The sequence below is a fragment of the Allobosea sp. P4_H5 genome, from assembly GCF_056400825.1.
Window position 1 is genome coordinate 125,789 of the sequence record NZ_JBFUKM010000002.1, and the last position, 12,419, is coordinate 138,207.

At 61.7% G+C, this 12,419-nt stretch carries 15 protein-coding genes; 3 read left to right on the plus strand and 12 right to left on the minus strand.

Annotated elements, in window-relative coordinates; all coding sequences use genetic code 11:
• Nucleotides 1-12: 12 nt before the first annotated feature.
• From AC1DS0_RS04610 to AC1DS0_RS04650, 9 genes are all read right to left on the minus strand, one after another.
• Nucleotides 13-1,152, minus strand: coding sequence for a tyrosine-type recombinase/integrase (locus tag AC1DS0_RS04610; RefSeq protein ID WP_476813206.1), 1,140 nt, complete (start codon nt 1,150-1,152; stop codon nt 13-15).
• Nucleotides 1,118-1,246, minus strand: a complete 129-nt coding sequence (locus AC1DS0_RS04615) for a hypothetical protein (RefSeq protein WP_476813207.1) — start codon at nt 1,244-1,246, stop codon at nt 1,118-1,120. Before AC1DS0_RS04615 ends, AC1DS0_RS04610 begins: the two co-directional genes overlap by 35 nt.
• A gap of 226 nt (nt 1,247-1,472) precedes the next feature.
• Nucleotides 1,473-3,326 (minus strand): phage major capsid protein, encoded by a 1,854-nt coding sequence (locus tag AC1DS0_RS04620; RefSeq protein WP_476813208.1) that lies wholly within the window; start codon nt 3,324-3,326, stop codon nt 1,473-1,475.
• An 11-nt stretch (nt 3,327-3,337) separates the two neighbouring features.
• On the minus strand, nt 3,338-3,580 hold the full coding sequence (locus tag AC1DS0_RS04625) for a hypothetical protein (RefSeq protein ID WP_476813209.1): 243 nt from the start codon (nt 3,578-3,580) through the stop codon (nt 3,338-3,340).
• The gene (locus tag AC1DS0_RS04630) at nt 3,577-3,774 is read right to left on the minus strand and encodes a hypothetical protein (RefSeq protein ID WP_476813210.1); all 198 of its coding nucleotides are present in this window, start codon (nt 3,772-3,774) and stop codon (nt 3,577-3,579) included. Before AC1DS0_RS04630 ends, AC1DS0_RS04625 begins: the two co-directional genes overlap by 4 nt.
• Nucleotides 3,771-4,322, minus strand: coding sequence for a hypothetical protein (locus AC1DS0_RS04635; RefSeq protein WP_476813211.1), 552 nt, complete (start codon nt 4,320-4,322; stop codon nt 3,771-3,773). Before AC1DS0_RS04635 ends, AC1DS0_RS04630 begins: the two co-directional genes overlap by 4 nt.
• A gap of 70 nt (nt 4,323-4,392) precedes the next feature.
• Nucleotides 4,393-4,935 carry a hypothetical protein gene (locus tag AC1DS0_RS04640; protein WP_476813212.1) on the minus strand — a complete coding sequence of 181 codons (543 nt, stop codon included), beginning with the start codon at nt 4,933-4,935 and terminating at the stop codon, nt 4,393-4,395.
• A 97-nt stretch (nt 4,936-5,032) separates the two neighbouring features.
• A complete protein-coding gene (locus AC1DS0_RS04645) occupies nt 5,033-5,503 on the minus strand; it encodes a hypothetical protein (protein WP_476813213.1) in 471 nt (156 codons plus the stop codon).
• A 62-nt stretch (nt 5,504-5,565) separates the two neighbouring features.
• Entirely contained in the window at nt 5,566-5,883 is a 318-nt protein-coding gene (locus tag AC1DS0_RS04650) for an Arc family DNA-binding protein (RefSeq protein WP_476813214.1), read from the minus strand.
• A 113-nt stretch (nt 5,884-5,996) separates the two neighbouring features.
• On the opposite strand from AC1DS0_RS04650, the gene AC1DS0_RS04655 reads away from it, so the two are divergent.
• Nucleotides 5,997-6,344, plus strand: coding sequence for an Arc family DNA-binding protein (locus AC1DS0_RS04655; RefSeq protein ID WP_476813215.1), 348 nt, complete (start codon nt 5,997-5,999; stop codon nt 6,342-6,344).
• A 111-nt stretch (nt 6,345-6,455) separates the two neighbouring features.
• Nucleotides 6,456-7,340 carry a restriction endonuclease gene (locus AC1DS0_RS04660; RefSeq protein WP_476813547.1) on the plus strand — a complete coding sequence of 295 codons (885 nt, stop codon included), beginning with the start codon at nt 6,456-6,458 and terminating at the stop codon, nt 7,338-7,340.
• A gap of 16 nt (nt 7,341-7,356) precedes the next feature.
• On the opposite strand, the gene AC1DS0_RS04665 is transcribed toward AC1DS0_RS04660, so the two are convergent.
• The 3 genes from AC1DS0_RS04665 to AC1DS0_RS04675 form a co-directional block, all read right to left on the minus strand.
• Nucleotides 7,357-9,468: a phage tail tape measure protein gene (locus AC1DS0_RS04665; protein ID WP_476813216.1), complete on the minus strand. Its 2,112-nt coding sequence runs from the start codon at nt 9,466-9,468 to the stop codon at nt 7,357-7,359.
• Between the two features lie 72 nt (nt 9,469-9,540).
• Nucleotides 9,541-9,921 (minus strand): hypothetical protein, encoded by a 381-nt coding sequence (locus tag AC1DS0_RS04670; RefSeq protein ID WP_476813217.1) that lies wholly within the window; start codon nt 9,919-9,921, stop codon nt 9,541-9,543.
• A 499-nt stretch (nt 9,922-10,420) separates the two neighbouring features.
• Nucleotides 10,421-11,725, minus strand: coding sequence for an AAA family ATPase (locus tag AC1DS0_RS04675; protein WP_476813218.1), 1,305 nt, complete (start codon nt 11,723-11,725; stop codon nt 10,421-10,423).
• A gap of 322 nt (nt 11,726-12,047) precedes the next feature.
• On the opposite strand from AC1DS0_RS04675, the gene AC1DS0_RS04680 reads away from it, so the two are divergent.
• Nucleotides 12,048-12,287, plus strand: coding sequence for a hypothetical protein (locus AC1DS0_RS04680; protein ID WP_476813219.1), 240 nt, complete (start codon nt 12,048-12,050; stop codon nt 12,285-12,287).
• Nucleotides 12,288-12,419: the final 132 nt, after the last annotated feature.

Sequence of the window (12,419 nt, forward strand, 5' to 3'; positions counted from 1 at the left end):
AATCTCCGTAACTCATTGATTTTTATCCCTGATTTTCGGCGATTTCGCCGGTTTGGGGAGATTCGCGCGTTTGGGTTTGGGCTGCTTGTTCTCCGTCTGCCCCTCCAGCCTGCTGATAGCGGCGGCAGCTAGACGCTTCTGGTCAGCCTCTTTGGTGTAACGCTCGGCTTCCGCGAGCGAGCGGTGGCCGAGGATCGACATGATCTCGTGAGCACTGCACCCAGCCTCCGCAAGGCGCCGGCCAGCGGCTTTGCGCAAGCCGTGAGGCTGGCAGGATAGCGGCAGCCCTGCGTCGCGGATTGCGTCCCGCATCCACTGGCTGAAGCCGTCCACGGTGAACATCTCGCCGTAGGCTGTCGTCAGCATCATCAGATTGCCTCGGTCCTCGCGCGCCTTGTCGAGTACAAGCTGCAGCCTGGAGTGAACCGGTACTAGCAATTCCGCCCCGGTCTTCTGCTGCTTGATCGCAATGCCGCGGCCAGTCACGTCCCGCCAAGTCATCCGGTGGATGTCAGACCGCCGCTGGCCGGTGTAGAGGAAGAGCGCGAAAGCCAGCCGCTGCTTCGTTCCTATGTTCCATTTCTCCTCAAACTGAGAGATCTCGGCTTCTGTCCATGAACGGATATGGCCGATGGTCGCTCGCTTGAGGCCTATCGACGGATCGCGATCAATCCAGCGCAGGTGAATGGCGTGGCGTATCAGGATGCGCAGCATCTTGAGCATGACGTGAGCCGCGCCCGGCCGGTCGGCATAGGGCAGCAGGATCATCTTCTCGATCCGAATAGGATCGAGCCCGCTCACGCTGCGATGCCCGTGCTTTTCCTCGAGCACTTTGAGCCGACCCTGATAGCCGGTGCGAGAAGTCGGGCGCAGCTTCTTGAAGTCGCTGCTGGCACGGTAGGAATTGACCAGCGCCGCGATCGATCGCGSCACGACGCCTTTCGCGGCCTCGCGCTTCTCGGTGGTCGAACCGGCGAGGGCAGCCGCATACGCTTCCTCGAATTCTAGCGAACCCGGTGCTCCAGGCAATGTGATCCGCGGACCTTTTCCGCGTCGGAAATAGTACCGCATTTTCCCGAAACGGTCGGGGAAGCTATCGATGTAGCGAGGTTGCTCTTTACGCGGCATCGATGTCGGCCCAGCTTTCATCATCGGCACTATCGCCACCCGGAAGGGCGTCGATCGCCCGGTCGAGCGCGATACGGTCCCATGCAACCCGCCGGTCGATCCGCTTGGGCTGCGGCATCAGACCCTTCCGCACGAGATCTGAGAACTTGCCCGGCGACACGCTGACGTACTCAGCCGCGGCCGGGAGCGGCAGCAGTCGAGGCGGGCAGCTTGTCGGAAGGGCGGATTCTCGTGCCATGTCCATCTCGCGGGAAAAGGAGAGACCGCCCCCTGCTGTGATGAAGGGCCGAAGCGACAGCAGGGGGCGGGTAGTGACGGGCGTCCTTCAGCGCCCGCCAGCCCGGTCACTGACCGGGATTACGATAGGCGCCGCGGAAATCGATCGCGGTGAAGCCCACGTCGTGCTCGACCTTCGCCAAGAGGCCCTGCGAGGTGAAGGGATCCTTGAAGGACAGGCGCGGGGCGGGGAAGCCCTCCAGCAGGCTGTAGGCGAAGGCCGGGACGTTCGCCGGATCCGCGAAGAGGTACCACGGGTTACCGGAAATCTCGGGGGTCACCACCTTTTCGAGCTTCCCGGCGAACGGATTGACGTTGCTCATCTCGGTCGGGGAGATCGCGGCAAGCAGCGTGTCGGCCTCCGTCTCCTTGTCCGGCCCGACAACGAGGAACTTCGGCTCCGAACGAACATAGAGGCCGTCGATCGACTTGTGCTTGCGCATGGCCGCCCGGCCCGCGCCGACGCTGGCGGTCGTGATCGCTGCGGCAGCGGCGGCCATACTGCCGTCGGTGGCGTTGAAGATCGGACGCGTGGTCGACAGAAGGGTCGGTCCGGCGCCGGCCGCCGAGGTGACGAGCTTCCAGAAAATCTGCTCCTCGAGAGCCGTCACGCTCGTCGCGTAATTGCTCAACACGTCATCGATGACGCGCCACTGGTCATTCACCAACAGCTTGCGAGAGAAGGCGATGCCCTTGGCCAGCGACAGCACCGCCAGGACCTCGCGACCACTGTCGGAGAACGTACCGAACTTGATCTCGCCACCCTCGGGATTGACGGACTCCAGCGCCGGAAAATCGCCGGCACGATAGAGCGGGGCGGGACGGAAGTCGGGGAGGTCGCGGCGCCAGCAAAGCTGACGATAGGTCGGCAGCGCGGCCTGATATCGGGCGGCGAGCTGGCCGTTCTTCGCGTTCTCCAGCATGTTCGGGAAGTCGCTGGTGGCATGGAAGGCGCGCTTGAGGATCTGCTCGCGCTGCGCCTCGGTTGAGGGGATGCGGCCGCGATGGCCGATCGCTTCCGCCGCCATCTCGATCAGCGGCATATCGAAATAGCGCTGTGAAGAGGCGTTGCGTGGTGCGCTCTCCCCAGCCATGCGCCGCATCAGTTCCTGCGACATGTCGACGTTCCGAGCCTCACTCTCGTCGCGCTCGACGCGGATATGGCTCGCAGGAGTCTGTCGCGCGACCAGCGTGTCGAAGGCCTGCGCGCGAAACGCCTGCACGGACAAGCCACTCTCGACAGCCTCATCGATACGCGCCTGGTCAAAGTTGGCCCGGCGAGCGATATCGGTGATCGTGCTGATGCGCGAACGCTCCGCACGCTCTGCAGCGCGAGCTGCTGCGTTCGGCGGATTATGCGGAGCCGGCGCCGGCGGATCGGCAGTGAGGATTTCGTCTTCGGGATCCATGCTGTTTCCTTTCGAGGAGCGGACGACCGCGGCCTTGTCGGCGGGGATAGGCACGAGCGAGACCTCGTACAGTTCCCAGTCGATGGCGCGGACCGTTTCGGTGCGGGAGGTGGACTGAGGGGGGCTCCAGGCGCGGACGCTGAAGCCGATCGAGAATTGCGAAAGCTCGCCGCGCGCGACCTGGCCCTCGGCCTTGCGGCCCTCGGGGGTGTCCGCGAAGCGCAGCAGAGCGACGAGCTGCCCGTTTTTCATTGCAACGCGAGCCACGGTCCCAATCGGGCGGTTGGGGTCGTGGTTGAACAGGAATGCCATGCGCCCCTCGGCCGCTCGGCTGAGGTCGGCGGCGTCGGACGACATGACCAGCGCCTCATTGACGCCGTAGCGGCCAATCGGGGTGTCGGTGGCGACCACCGCCTCGATGGTCCGCGCCGACGGATCGTAGCTCGTCGGTACGGCCAGAGCGCGGGGATCTGGAGCCTTGAGGCGGGTCAGGATTTCGGCGGCCTGGCGCAAGCGGAGGGGCTTCATTGCTGACCGTCCAAGCGATAGGGCGTCAGAAGCTCGACCAGGCGCGCGACATGACCGTTGGCAGTCGCGATGCTGTCCATGACCGCTTTCACCTCTGCCTCGATGAGTTTCTCCGTCTGAAGGTCAGGTCTGCGAAAAAGCTTGGGCTCGCCCTGCGCGCTGATCTGCGGCAAGGCCACGACGAAGGTATCGCCACCGCGCGGCCCTGACGGGTTCTTCGGGAACATGACGATGGTCATGGATCGCTGCCCTCCGCCTCATCTTCGCCGAGCGATTTCTCGATCTCGTCGATCGCATCGACGATCTCGGCCATGGCTTCGAAATCGAGGACGTAACGCCCATGCGCGTCGACCTCGGTGCACTCGAAGTCGAGATGCTCACGGAGGGTGGCGAGGGGGGCTTTGAAGCTTGACGGCGCCGCGGCGTAGCTCATTGGGCAGACGCCTCGACCGAATTCATCCAATTCGTCATGATAGAATGGTCGGTGCCATTCCGGCGGAATTCTGCCAGCTCAGCGCCGGCATCGATCAAGGCCACTCCAGTCAGCCTCGGCTTGCGAGTTCCGAGGGCAACCAGTGAGAACTCGGCGAAGCGTCCTTCCGTATCATCGATAATGATGGATTCGGTCAGGCTACCGATCGGTCCGGCCACCAGACCGACGTCGGCGGAAAAGGGCTTGCCATCGGCGGGCGAGCCGAAATGGTGACCGTACCCGAAGAAGATCTGCTTTCCTTCGAGCAGATCGGTGCCAAACTTGGCGACGAAGACGTCGAGATAGTTTTCGACGACCTCTTTCGCCTGTTTGAGATCGAGATACTCGCCGAGCCGGATCGCAAGGCGCGTCGCGAAGGCCTGCCTGTAATCATACGAGGTCGTCTCGTCGTTGTTGCCGTCCGCGAACGGAATGCAATCCCGGCGGACGAAGTTCTTGAGGTTGTCGACCGTGAGGCCGGTCAGTCTGAGGAATTCGGCGCGCCGCATCAAAGGAAACTCCGGTAGGGGTTAGAGTGAGGGTGTCATGAATACACCCTCGCATGATCGGATGGCGGTGTCAAGAAGAGGGTGTCTCATTGACTCCTTTTTTTGCTTCCATTGCCGATGAACTGACGCCGCCCAGAATGAGCTCCAAATCACCCTGCAGGTTAATGCCATCGCGGACCTGCCGGAGCAGCCATGCATTCTTCGTTGCTACCTCTTCCATCGAAGTCGGCCGCCAGGCGAAGATCTCTCGGCAGATGGCACGCGCGCGAGCGGACGCGTTGTCTGCGAGCGCTTCCGCGCTTGTTAGGCCGCAGGCTCGTTCAGCATCGCGCCGCGCAGTTTCTTGCCGCTGTAGCTCTGCGATCAGATCATCGCGCTGGCGCCTAAGCGGTGGGGCAAACTCCGGTCCAAGCCGGTCATTCTCCCAGGCGGCAATCAACGGATCGAAGCTGTCGCGAATTTGATCAGGATAGGAGAAGCGACGGGACCGGACCTGAACCTCGACCGTCGGCAGATCGGCGGCGGCGAGGATGCGATCGGCCTCAGCGTTTAAGGCCTCAGCTTCCTCGTTCGCCATCAGCCAATCCGCGATGAGCTCGTCGAGCGGGGTCATGCTCGGTATCGTAGCGGGGGGCGACGCGAGAGCGACGGCGAGGGCTGTCAAGCAGGTGCGACGGCTGAGAGAAGTTGCGATTTCCATGGCAATCTCCTCACCCGTCTGCCGCTGTGCTGAACGGGAATATCTCTGCAATGCGCTCATAGACATCGCGCCACGGGTCGCTGGTCGGACTGGCGAGGTTGACGATCCCATCACCGACCGGATCGAGGCCCGATGCATCAGTCATAACGCGCAGGGCGGACGCCAAGAGGCGCCTGACCGCACGCTCCTCCTCAGGATGGTGGTCGAGATCGACGGCGATCCATCCGAAAATTCTGGCCGCAGCGGCGATCTGCACCGTTGCGCCAGCCAGCGATGAGGCGCGCGAAGCCGCGAGTGCTCTGATCAGCGTGACCTCACGATCCTCGAGGTGCTCTCGCTCAGCGACCAAGTGGTGCTGGCCCGGATGCCTGATCGCTTCCATGGCCGCCTCTTGCGCCTCGGCAGTCGCCATCGCAGCATTTATCCGCGCGATGTCGCGCCCAATCGAGAGGTGGAAATCGGCGGCGATCTCTTCGGGCAAGCCGGTAGCGGCTGCCGCAACGCGTGCGCTGGGCATTGACGTTCTCCGAATTGGAGCAGGGATTAGCTGCGGGGGGCGTGGTCTGTTTGAGCCGGCGCGACCGTGGCGTCCTGGCGCGTGAGGGCGGCTTCGCCGGCGCACCGTAGCGCGTCGATGAGATCCTGTTCGCCGGCGGCGGCGCTGCTGGCGACAACGGCGACGGTCGCGGCCAGACGCTGCTGGTCGGCCTGGCGCGTGAGGGCGGCTTCAAGGTGCACGACAAGCTCGGCGTTCATCGAACGGCGGTTGGCCCGCGCAGACGCTGCGAGTTGCTCGCGCATTCCTTCTGGAAGGCGGACCATGAACTTGTCGGAGAAGCGGCTAGGGCTATTCTGCGCCATCGGGGGCTCCATGCTGGCCATTGGCCTATAGTGACCACTGGCCAGCACCATGTCAAGCTATGCAGGCCAGTGGCCAGCATTTATTTATGGCCACTGGCCTATATGGTGGCGGCATGAGTGATGAATTTCCGAGCCGCCTTCTCGAAAAGGTCGTCGTCCGCCTACCGGATGGCGTGCGGGACATGCTGAAGCTTGCAGCGGACGTAAACAAGCGGAGCATGAACGCCGAAATAGTCGCGCGGCTGTTGGACACATTGGAGCCTTGGAAGCCGGGTGATCCTATCGAGTACATTTCGAACAAGGAATTTTATACTGACATTGGCAGCTCAAGTAGCATTGATGAGGTTCTTGCTCGACTTGAAGCAATTGTCCGGCAGCTTAAGGCGCCGCGGCGGGACCATGAGACGAGAGATCTAGCGAAGCTGCTGCGCGATGACATGGCGAGCTCTGGCGAGGAATAACCCTGAGCGAGGACGGTCATCAGCGCCGACAAGCGGTCATCGAAGCGGCCGGATTGAGTTCATCACAAAAATCAGCGATGGCGCGGGACTGCGCCTGATAAAGGGGTGGTGATGGCCGACTTTAAGGAGCTGGAGATACTGGTCGCAAGGATCCAGCAGCAATTAGCGCCTGATGCCAAAATTGAGCATAATGTGAAACTGCCTGGGCGCATCTCAGAGACCAATCGGCAAATTGATGTACTGGTAAGTCAAAGGATTGGCCAGTATGAAATCCGTATTGTCATTGATTGTAAGGACTATAAGCACCCTGTTGATGTAAAAGGGGTTGAGGAATTCCGTGGTCTTGTTGAAGATGTTGGTGCTCAGCGTGGCGTTCTAGTCTGTCCATCAGGTTTTACCGCCGCAGCAAAAAAGTCAGCGCAAAAGTATCAGATGGATCTATACAGTCCGATAGATACTGATGTTCACAAGTGGACAGCTCGTGTTAAGGTTCCGGCTATTTGCGATTACAGAAGTGCTGCAATAGCTTTTCGCTTTGAATTTTCTCATCCTTATCCCTTTTCCTTACCACAAGATTTCTTTCATACAGCAGTTTGCTTCGACGAAGATGGTAAAGAGTTGGGCCTGATTGCTGATACAGCGCTCCGAAAGTGGAACGCTGGAGATTTTCCAATTGAGCCTGGTGAGTATGAAAGAATTCCAGTTTTCAATAAGGCGGAAATTCATACAGATAACGGCTACGGCATGAGGGTTCCATTTAACGTTTTCGCCAATCTGTTAGTTTCCAAGAAACTTTATTTTGGACAATATCCTCTTGCAAAATTTTCGGGTTTTAAAGACGAGATTAAGGGCGCAGTTATTGGCAATGCTTTTCAAGTCGGCTTGATCGACCCCGAAGAAGTTGAAAAATCCTGGAAAATAATAAGCGACGAAGCAGAAGCGCCAACTAGGCCGGTTCTTATGCTACGCGGCCTAATTGCGTTCGATCTGGATTGAATTCGGCCGCGTATGCTCATCTGACCTCCTGCATGCCCTTCCCGGTGTTGAATCCACCTAGACCGCCGGCGCCTTGCACATTGAGCTGCACGGTCGGCGAAGCGGTGAAATTCAGCATCGCCTTCAGCTTTTCGATTTTGCCGGCGGCTTCGGCGATGCCGCGATCGAGCTCGGCATTAAGCCCGGAGACGAACTGAGCGCCGACGCTAGAGCCAACTGACCCGAGCGAGGCGGCGCTCTGCTTGGCGGTTTCGATCTTCGACGTGATCGCGCCGATCCCAGGGGCGTCCGTCTTGGTCAGGCGCGGATCTATGCTCTGCGCGGCGATGCCTTCACCGCTGAAAAGGCTGTTCGACACCGCATTTCCCTGCGGGTTTTGCGGGATCTTTGCAGTGTCATTCCTGAACCCTGGCGCATCGACGATCGGTGCCTGATAAGTCTTGGCCCCCTTGCCCGTGCCGAGCGTGACCGGCACCGAGCCGAAACTGCCAAGCCGCTGTTGGCTCTGCAGGCCGACTGCCGCGTCATGGGCGCCCTTGCCTGCTACTGACCTGACGCGCATGTCCTCGAACTGGCGGGTCATCCGGCGCAGGCGGATGGCTTCGGCCTCGTCCAGGGCTCGCTTAGCGAGTTCGGGGCGGTCTCGTGCCGGGATGACCTTGCTGGCGAAAGCGTCGCCCGCTGACATGCGATGAAAGTTGCCCCAGGCGCGAGATTCGTCAGCGGCGTCCTTCTCGTCGACGGCACGGTAGCGCTGGCGCCGATATTCGTCTTCGGCAGCTCGCCTGACCTCCGGATTCTCGGCATGCGCGACCACATAAGGCAGGGTCGATTCGTCATATTTGCCCGAGTTGATTTCCGCGAGCGTCTGCTGATCCTTCGCCCGCCTATCCTCCGGCGGTGGTGGCGGGGGCGCGACCTTGCCGGCACGCTCATCGGCGTCGGTATCGATGTCGCGCAGCCGCTGGAGCCGGCGCGACGCTTCCTCGCTGCGATCGACGGCCTGGTTGACCATCTCGGCGAAGCCGCCGCCGATCTCCTTCAAGTTCTTGCCGACGCGAACGGCAAGCACGTCCATCGACTGGGTCGCTCGGTCGATTCTGTTGAAGTCCTTCTGCAGAGCCAGGCCGAAGCCGGAGCGCACCGAGCCGAGCGCCTTGGCCTTGTCATTGGCGATGCCTAGCAGCTTTCCGATACGGTCGAGCCCGCCGACCATGCGGGAGATGTCGTCGGCATATTCCATGCCGAACATGTCCTTCAGCACGGAGATGCGCTTGGTGCCGTCGAGCTTGGAGAGTGCCTTGAGCAAATTCATGATCGACCCGGTTGCATCCTTGTCGACGCTGTCTCGAAACTTCTTCGGCTGTAGCCCGACCTTCTTCAATGCCTCGTCGAACTTGTCGTCCGGGACCGAGATCTTGGTGAGCATGGCATTGAGGCCGGTTGAGGCGACTTCGGTTCCGACGCCAACCTCTTTCAAGGCAGCACCGAATGCGAGCATGTTCTCGGCGGAGATGCCGAGCCCTTTGCCGGCGCCGCCGACACGACGCAGGATCTCGATCAGGTCCTTCTCCGATGACGCCGAGCTATCCGCGACCGTATTGATCGTATCGCCGATGGCCTCGATCCGGCGCTGGTTGGCCTCATAGATGTTGCCGATCTCGGCGAGCGCCTGGCCGGTCTCCTGAGCGTTCGTGCCCCAGGCGACTGTCGCCTTGCTGGCATAGTCGGTGAACTGCTGCAGCTCGTGCACAGGCCGTCCGGCGAAGCCTGCCGCCGCATAGAGCTGCGCCAGCTCCTCCTTCGTCTTTCCGGTCGCTCGCGCCAGGTCGAGGATGAACTGCTCCTGCGCCTTCAGCGCTTCGCCGCTAGCGTCGGTGGCGCGCTGGACGTTGTACATTTCCCTCTCGAGCGAGACTGCGGATTTCAGAGCCTGCCGAGCGCCCGCCATCACAGCGTAGCCGCCACCCAGCGCCCCGAGCGCTCGGGCAGCGCCGGAGTTGAGGGCCGCCATGGCCTTGCTCTGCTGGCCTCGAAAACGCTCCAGATCGCGTGCGGCCGAGGCGAGCCCCGGACGCAGCTTATTTTGCGCACTGATCGTCGCCTCGACGCGCGTATGGGTCACCATGCTTCCATCACCTGTATAGTTCGGCCCAGCGGGCGAGACGGGGGAGGCTCATCGCCTCGATCTCCGAGGGCGCTATGCCTGCTGCAGCGAGGGCGCGGATGCGTTGCTCGACCGCCTCCGCGCGTTCTGAAAAAAATCGAGGACGACATCCTCGATCAGCATGCCGAGCGCGGCATCTCCCGCGAAGCCGATTATGTCGGCGTCATGGTCGACCATCAGCTTGCTGAGCCAGCCCTTGAACCGGGCGCGATCGACATAGGGCGTTCCCAGGCCCTCGGCGTTGTAGATGTAGCTGCGCGGATCACCGATCTCCCAGATCTCTCCAGCGGTCGGCGGGCGCAATGTCACGGACCGCTTCGCCTCTTCAAACAGCATGATCGGCGTAGCGAAGGTGATCTTGACCTTGCCATCCGGCAGATCCTCGCGGCGGGGCAATTGGGTGGATTCTGTCATCACTTTCTCCTTGGGAGGTTGATCCGGCCCAGGTAGGCCGGAGCTGGGTCGATAAGTTGAAGAGGCGAGGGCGGGTCCTTCCAGAGGTACCCGGCCCCACGACGAGAGATCGGCGCGAGCTTTCGCAAGCCGATCAGGCTGGGAGCTGACCGAACACGCCGAACACGACTGCTCTCAGCCGAACACGCCGTTCCGTGTCGCCCGGTTGTCAAGGCTGGCAACCCTGTCAACCCGCACGGGCAACCGGTCTCACTGGCAAAGGCCCGCGCCGATCTCTCGTCGCGGGGTAGGGTGCCTTCGGAAGGACCCGCGAGGCCCATCCCGACCGGCCGCAGTCTCACCTCGGCACCTGCCGCGGCTGCCACACCTTCCGACCGCTCCCGCCCCACCCTTACGGCCCCCCTAAAGGGGGGCCTATAGGGAGGTGGGGCAAGTTCGGTTTGCCCCGGCGCCACACCTTGCCGCGCCACGCCTTGAAGGGTGTGGCAAATAAGCTTCGTCATGGGCTCTCTCCGGGGACGACAAACTCCCTCGTCATGCGCTTCGCGTCTTGGCGCTTGACTATTTTGAGCCAGCCCTCGGCTATCCATTTCTTGACGAGCAGCTTCATCGCGATGCGGACGGAAGCCTCTTCAATGTCCAAGCCAAGAGCCTCAGCCATCGCCTGGCCGACCCAGTTCTTCGCCTGCTGATCATGGCGCCATTCGCCCTCAGCGACCCGTCTGAGTGCCGCGCGAACGTCCTCGACCGTGACCTCCTCATTCGGGTCCGGCCACTTCCAGGCGGTGACGACGCCCACATCGTCACCGGGGACATCCGTTGTGGCGTTCCCGAGGTGTATCGAGATGAGCCGCAGCCAGCGCGCGCCTTCCGCCGGCGGCGCGAGGTTTGCCTTCACATCGTCTATGCGGACATGGGATCGAGCCTGATCGACCTTCGCTTTCTCGGCGTCAGCCTTCGACATCTGGTTGAGTGTCCGAGCCGACCGCACCGCGGCCAGCAGGGCGCTCGCTCCGCGCGCGTCGTCAGCCGTTACGTCGCCGTTGCCGCCAACGGCGAGCTTGCGGGCGTGATGGACGAACTCGACGGCGCAGCCAGTCTCGTCTGCGATCTGCGCCCATCGTTTGCACACGGCGGCGATCTGACCGTTGTCGTTCTCGGAAACCTCGTGGCTCGACACGAACGGATCGATGATGACCACGTCGATGCCGTTTTCACGGATGGTCTCGACCAGGTCTCGCTGGACGTCATCGCGCAGGATGATTCCTCGAGGGCTTGCGCGAGCGATGCTGATCTCGGTCTGGCGGCCAGTGTCGATGAAGAGCCGGCCGTCGAGACATGCCGGGTCGATGAGGTAGTGTAAGCAGGCTGCAGCGATGCGGCGCTCGATCTCGTCGCGAGGATCTTCGCCGTTCCAATACCAGACGGTTAGAGGCTTTGGCGGCTCGATACCGAGCAGCGATCTGCCGCTCACCATGGCCAGGGCTTCCGTCAACCCAAGTGCCGATTTTCCTACACCACCGGGCGCGATGGTCGCGGAGAGGTATTTCCGCACATAGTGCCGGCCATACAGGAACTCCCGCGGCGGGATAGAACTCGGACGCTGCCACACGAATGGCGTTGCAGTGATCGGCCTTCGGAGAGATTGCCCATCATCCAGAACTTGCGGCGGGAAATCCTTCGGACCATGCTCAGCCCGCCGCATGATGGCGCGCAGGCTCTCGGCGGAGAACTCGTCGTGCGCGTTAGCGGCGGCGAAGGCGTCCTCCACCATTTCGGCGACTTTGGAGTGCGGATCAGCCATGGAGGCGCGCTCAAGCCCTGAGGAGTTTGGGGCGCGCCGTTAAAAGCTGTTGCTTTTCAATGGGGGTACTTAGCCCCAAACCTAGGCTTAAGTGCTTGTTTTTGCCCGATACAGTCGCTTCCCATGGGAGCGCCATCAAAATCAAGCACTTAGGCTTGATCGCGGCGCCGAGCCACACAGACGTGCCACATAGTCGTGTTGACCGTCGCCCGTTTAGGCGACTGGCTGTGTGCGGACTCGCGCTCCTGTTATGTGCCTGTCGCACCACGGCCGAGCTCGAAGCCGAGCGCGACGCAGAGTTCCAACGCTCGTCGGCGGATCGATGGCCGATTTCACGCGGCGCACCAGCCTGACGCCCTCCAACATGTATCCGACGAGCTCGGGACGCACGTTCGTCGTCTATGGCCCAGCCAGCACGATCATCGTGCCAGGCAGCGGCTTCGTGCCGACCGTTGCCGCGCATCGACAGTGCAAGATGCTGGTCGAAACCATCGATGCCGACGGCAAGGGGAGTGCGGATAGTTGGCACGTATCGCGGATCACCCGAAGCGGGCCCTGCTGATTTAACTCCAGGAATGCTTAGAGCCGCGTCACCTTGCCATGCTTCCCAGCTGCCGTCTGGAACGTTCGCTCCTGGCGCACAAGGGATGCGACAAACGTCCGCTTTCTGGAAGGCTGATCGAAAGCTGGTCAC

What these genes read in the sequence shown, in the direction of transcription:
- AC1DS0_RS04660 (WP_476813547.1), top strand. Translation starts at nt 6,456, where the DNA reads ATGGCCGACTTTAAGGAGCTGGAGATACTGGTCGCAAGGATCCAGCAG.
- AC1DS0_RS04680 (WP_476813219.1), top strand. Translation starts at nt 12,048, where the DNA reads ATGGCCGATTTCACGCGGCGCACCAGCCTGACGCCCTCCAACATGTAT.
- AC1DS0_RS04655 (WP_476813215.1), top strand. Translation starts at nt 5,997, where the DNA reads ATGAGTGATGAATTTCCGAGCCGCCTTCTCGAAAAGGTCGTCGTCCGC.
- AC1DS0_RS04625 (WP_476813209.1), bottom strand. Translation starts at nt 3,580, where the DNA reads ATGACCATCGTCATGTTCCCGAAGAACCCGTCAGGGCCGCGCGGTGGC.
- AC1DS0_RS04630 (WP_476813210.1), bottom strand. Translation starts at nt 3,774, where the DNA reads ATGAGCTACGCCGCGGCGCCGTCAAGCTTCAAAGCCCCCCTCGCCACC.
- AC1DS0_RS04665 (WP_476813216.1), bottom strand. Translation starts at nt 9,468, where the DNA reads ATGGTGACCCATACGCGCGTCGAGGCGACGATCAGTGCGCAAAATAAG.
- AC1DS0_RS04670 (WP_476813217.1), bottom strand. Translation starts at nt 9,921, where the DNA reads ATGACAGAATCCACCCAATTGCCCCGCCGCGAGGATCTGCCGGATGGC.
- AC1DS0_RS04640 (WP_476813212.1), bottom strand. Translation starts at nt 4,935, where the DNA reads ATGACCCCGCTCGACGAGCTCATCGCGGATTGGCTGATGGCGAACGAG.
- AC1DS0_RS04615 (WP_476813207.1), bottom strand. Translation starts at nt 1,246, where the DNA reads ATGCCGCAGCCCAAGCGGATCGACCGGCGGGTTGCATGGGACCGTATC.
- AC1DS0_RS04675 (WP_476813218.1), bottom strand. Translation starts at nt 11,725, where the DNA reads ATGGCTGATCCGCACTCCAAAGTCGCCGAAATGGTGGAGGACGCCTTC.
- AC1DS0_RS04650 (WP_476813214.1), bottom strand. Translation starts at nt 5,883, where the DNA reads ATGGCGCAGAATAGCCCTAGCCGCTTCTCCGACAAGTTCATGGTCCGC.
- AC1DS0_RS04635 (WP_476813211.1), bottom strand. Translation starts at nt 4,322, where the DNA reads ATGCGGCGCGCCGAATTCCTCAGACTGACCGGCCTCACGGTCGACAAC.